Origin of the sequence: Streptomyces beijiangensis, from assembly GCF_017315755.1 — a bacterium.
GTDB lineage: Bacteria > Actinomycetota > Actinomycetes > Streptomycetales > Streptomycetaceae > Streptomyces > Streptomyces beijiangensis.
This window is the reverse complement of sequence record NZ_JAFLRJ010000116.1, coordinates 1-4081: the sequence shown is the minus strand read 5'-3', so window position 1 is coordinate 4081 and position 4081 is coordinate 1. Positions and strand designations below refer to the sequence as shown.

4 protein-coding genes are annotated in these 4081 nt (G+C 70.7%); 2 read left to right on the top strand and 2 right to left on the bottom strand.

The window, feature by feature from the left end:
* Window positions 1-1004, bottom strand: a 1004-nt coding sequence (locus J0695_RS13200) for a FecCD family ABC transporter permease (RefSeq protein ID WP_307798601.1), incomplete at its 3' end; no start/stop codon positions are given.
* Between the two features lie 20 nt (window positions 1005-1024).
* Complete coding sequence (locus J0695_RS13195; RefSeq protein ID WP_307798599.1) at window positions 1025-2038, bottom strand: heme/hemin ABC transporter substrate-binding protein; 1014 nt, start codon at window positions 2036-2038, stop codon at window positions 1025-1027.
* Window positions 2039-2152: 114 nt separating this feature from the next.
* On the opposite strand from J0695_RS13195, the gene J0695_RS13190 reads away from it, so the two are divergent.
* Entirely contained in the window at window positions 2153-3520 is a 1368-nt protein-coding gene (locus J0695_RS13190) for an HtaA domain-containing protein (RefSeq protein WP_206962192.1), read from the top strand.
* Between the two features lie 37 nt (window positions 3521-3557).
* The coding region (locus tag J0695_RS13185) for an HtaA domain-containing protein (RefSeq protein WP_206962191.1) at window positions 3558-4081 on the top strand (524 nt) is incomplete at its 3' end.

Genomic DNA, 4081 nt, shown 5'->3' with positions numbered 1-4081 from the left:
AAGAAGAACGGGCTCCCGAACAACGCCGTCAGCACCCCGAGCGGCAGCTCCGCCGGCGCAGCCACCGTCCGGGCCGCCAGGTCCCCCGCCACCAGCACCACCGCCCCGCCCAGCGCACTCCCCGGCACCAAAAACCGGTGCCCGGGCCCGTTCGCCATCCGCAGCAGGTGCGGGACCAGCAGCCCGACGAACGTGATGATCCCCGCCACCGCGACCGCCGCCGCGGTCAGCAGTGCGACCACCAGCACCAGCACCACCCGCAGCCGCTCCACGTCCACCCCCAGATGCCGCGCCGGCCGCTCGCCCAGCGCCAGCAGGTCCAGCTTCCGGGCGAAGAAGGGAGCAACGGCCAGCCCCAGCAGCGCACATGGCAGTACGGCAAGGACCTTCGGCCAGGTCGCCTGCGCCAGCGAACCCAGCTGCCAGAACGTGATCTGGCTGATCTGGGCGTTGTCCGCGAAGAAGATGAAGAGCCCGATCAGCGCACCCGCGAAGGCGTTCACCGCGATCCCGGTGAGGATCAGCGTCACGACCTCCGTCCGGCCCCCCGACCTCGACAGCACGTACACCGCGAGGACCGTCAGCAGTCCGGCCACGAACGCGCACGCCGTGACCGTCCAGTTGCCGAAGAAGTTCAGGCCGAGCGCGATCGCGCCGACCGCTCCCACCGCCGCCCCCGACGAGATCCCGATCACCCCCGGCTCGGCGAGCGGGTTGCCGAACACGCCCTGCATCAGCGCCCCCGCGCACCCCAGCGATCCGCCGACCAGCAGCGCGAGCACCACCCGCGGCAGCCGTACGTTCCACAGGACGCTCTCGCCTACCCGGTCCAACTCCGCACCGCCCAGGCCCGCTCGGTGCAGTACGGAGCCGACGACGTCCCCGAGGGGGATGTGGTACGCCCCGATCCCCGCCGACAGCAGACACAGCACGAGCAGCGCGCCCAGCAGTCCCGCGGTGAGGAGGTACGCGGGGGAGCGGCGCCGGGCCGTCGGCAGCGCCACCGCCGTCTTCGCCGTCGCCGTCACTTCTTCTCCCCGTACAACTGCTCCACCAGGGACTTCAGCACCTGGTCGGTGCGCGGCCCGTAGTTCAGCAGCACCCCGTCGTCGATCGCCACGACCCGCCGGTCCATCCCGGCGGGTGTCTCCGCGACCCCGGGGATCTTCACCAGGCCGTCGATGCCGCCCACCGAATCAAGTCCCTTGCTCATCACCAGGATCGCGTCCGGTGCGGCCTTGGCGAGTGCCTCGCTGGTGATCGGGGTGAAGTCCTTCGTCAGCCCGGACTCCTTGCCCGCGTCGATCGCGCCGGCCGCCTCCAGGAGCGAACTCGCCCCCGATTCGCGCCCGCCGAGGAGATAGACGGAGGCCGATCCGCGCAGGTAGAGGAAGGCGACCCTGGGCTTCTCGCCGTTCGCCTGCGTCGCGGGGACGGATTTCCGTACCGCCGCGATGCGTTCGTCCGTACGACGCTTCAGCGCGTCCCCCGACGCCTTCATGCCGAGCGCCGCCGCCACCGTGTCGATCCGCCGGTCGACGTCGCCCAGGCCCTTCGCGGGGGCGACGACGACGAGCGGGATGCCCGCGTCGCGTATCTGGTCGATCGCCTCGGCCGGGCCCGTCGTCGTGTCGGCGAGCACCAGCGTCGGCTTCAGCGACAGCACGCTCTCCGCGGAGACGTCGTGCGCGCGGGTCACCACCGGCAGGCTCTTCGCCTGCTCGAAGGTGGCGGTGATGTCGCGGGCGACGACCTGCTTGCCGAGGCCGAGCGTGAAGACGATCTCGCTGAGGCTGCCCGTCAGCGGCACGATCCGGTCGGTCGACGCGACCGAGACCCGGTGGCCGTCGGCGGACCGCACGACGGCGGGCAGCCGGGGCTCCAACGTGGCGGCCAGCGGCTCGACGCGGTCGGCCGCCGCGTCTTTCGGGGCGGTCGCGGCGGCCGTGCCGCTGCCGGTCCCGCTGCCGCAGCCGGTGGCAGCGAGGGCGAGGGCGAGTGCGGAGAGCAGTGCACCCGCGAGCCGTGGTGTGCGCACGAAGGGCACCGTCCTGTCGTTCTGTTGAGGCTCCTGAGCCCGGAGGGGTTCCGGACCAGGTCGGAGATAGCTTAGGTTAGCCTTACCTTGCTCGCTAGCCCTGGGAGGGATCCGATGCTGCCGTCTCGACCGGCCCGCGCGTTCGCCGTCGCGCTCTTCGCGGTGCTGCTGGGGGCCCTGCTCCCCACGTACACCGCCCAAGCGGCGGACCGCACGGTGCAGGGCGGAAGGCTCGACTGGGGGATCAAATCCTCCTTCCAGAGCTATGTCACCGGGCCCATAGCGGGCGGACGTTACGCACTGACGGGCGGCGCCGGCACTCTCGGCAGCAGCCAGTTCCGCTTCCCCTCCGCCACCGGTTCGTACGACCCGGACAGTGGCTCCTTCCGCTCCTCCTTCGCCGGAGGCGTCCGCTTCACAGGCCACAAGAAGTCGGACGGCTCCTACGAGCTCGACCTCACCATCAGCCGCCCCACCGTCCGTATCTCCGGCGGCAGCGGCACGCTCTTCGCGGACATGACCAGCAAGGCGAAGGGCACGGGGAAGGTCACCACCGCCTATCAGGTCCCCCTCGCCTCGCTCGGCGTCTCCGGGATCAACATGAAGGGCGGCACCACGCCGATCGCCCTCAACAGCGTTCCCGCGACGCTCACTTCACAGGGGGCGAGGGCCTTCGCCGGGTACTACACGGCCGGCACCGCGCTCGACCCGGTGAGCCTCTCCGTGGACACGAAGGCCCCGGCCGCGAAGAAGAGGGCGACGCCGACACCCACCCCCGAGGCCACGACCGCCGCGGCCGGCGCTATCCAGAGCGCCGCCGTCGACTGGGGAGTGCGTCGCACCTTCCGCGAGTACGTCACCGGGAGCATCGCCCAGGGCAAATGGACCCTGACCGGGGGAGCCCAGGACGGCGGGGCGCTGTTCCGCTTCCCGCAGGGCAAGGGGACGTACGACAAGAAGAAGCAGACCCTGGACGCGAGCTTCGCCGGGACCGTCCGCTTCGCGGGGAAGGACCTCGACGTCACGCTGTCCAGGATCGCCGTCATGGTGAAGGGCGGCACAGGGACCCTCTCCGCCGCAGGCACCCCGCTGATCACTTTCGCGACCGGTGAACTCACCCCGAAGAACGGTCTGCTGACCGTCTCCGAGGTGCCGTCGAAGCTCACCGCCGACGGCGCGAAGATCTTCGGCTCCCTGTACAAGGCGGGCACGGACATGGATCCGGTCTCGCTCTCCGTGGCCCTCGACAAGTCGGCCCAGCTGCCCGCCCTGCCGGACCTGGGCAGTGATCCGACCCCTGCTCCGACGACGGATGCGGAGACGAAGCCACCGGCGGAGAAGGCCTCGCCGGTGGCCGCCGCCACGGAGTCCTCGCTCACCACCGGTACGTACATCGCCATCGGTCTCGGCGCGCTGGGCATCGCCGCAGCGGTCGCCGGAATCCTCGTCGCGCGCAAACGCCGCGTCCGCAGTCAGAACTGACCACGCACCCATGCCACTTCCAAGGAGACACCTGATCATGCCCGCCATCCGCAGCCGTCGCCCCATAGCCCTCGCGGCCGCCGTCGCCACCGCGACCGCCCTGGGAGCCACCGCCCTCGTGATCACCCCGGCGGCCGCGGCGTCCGCTCCGCTCAAGGACTACAAGCTGACCTGGGGCGTCAAGGAGAGCTACCGCAGCTATGTGACGGGCATGGCCGCGGGCAAGGTCACCGTCGCGGACGGCGCCGAACAGGCCGCAGACAACGGCGTGTTCACCTTCAGTGGCGGCACGGGAACCTACGACACCGACACCCACGCGGTCGCACTCGCCTTCAAGGGCAGCGTGAAGTTCACGTCCACCGCGCACGGATTCGACGTCACGCTCTCCGACTTCAGGTTCAACAGCGGCACCTCCACCGTCACGGCGGACGTGACCAAGAGCGGCAAGACCGAGGACGACGTTCCCCTCGCCGCCGAGAGCGGTGTCCGCCTGCTCGGTCAGTTTGGTGGCCATGCCGGTCATGGTCCGGGAGACCGTGACGGCGGCGAGGGGAACGTCGT